The organism is Candidatus Accumulibacter vicinus, from assembly GCF_000584955.1.
GTDB lineage: Bacteria > Pseudomonadota > Gammaproteobacteria > Burkholderiales > Rhodocyclaceae > Accumulibacter > Accumulibacter vicinus.
The window spans coordinates 2,674-3,022 of the sequence record NZ_JDSS02000032.1 but is presented as its reverse complement, the minus strand read 5'-3'; the positions used below and the strand labels follow the sequence as shown (position 1 = coordinate 3,022).

Below are 349 nucleotides of genomic sequence, written 5' to 3'. Positions count from 1 at the left end.
CGGCGGGGTCGTAGGTGAAGGTGGTGCGCTTGAGGGGTTCGGCGATACGCAGCGGCAGGCGCCAGGTGGGATGCCATTCGCTGCGGGTGGTGCGGGCGTCGGGGGTGCCGGAGGCTTCGACGCGTTGAACTTCGAGGTTGCGGCTGTCGTAGGTGTAGGTGGTGAGCTGGCCGTTGAAGTCGGTCTGGCTCAGGAGGTTGCCGTTGCTGGGGTCGTAGGTGAAGCGGCGGGTGAGCCCGGGAACGAGGGGCTGGCTGATGGTCGACACGCGGTGGGCGCCGAGGAGGTTCTGGAAGGTGTATTGGGTGACGGCGGCCAGGGGGTTGGTGACGTGTTGGAATGTTAGACT

General features: G+C 66.2%; 1 protein-coding gene. It reads right to left on the bottom strand.

Going from position 1 to position 349, the window contains the following annotated elements; genetic code table 11:
• Window positions 1-349 (bottom strand): RHS repeat domain-containing protein (locus CAPSK01_RS15035; RefSeq protein WP_337958595.1); only part of this gene is annotated, 349 nt, incomplete at both ends.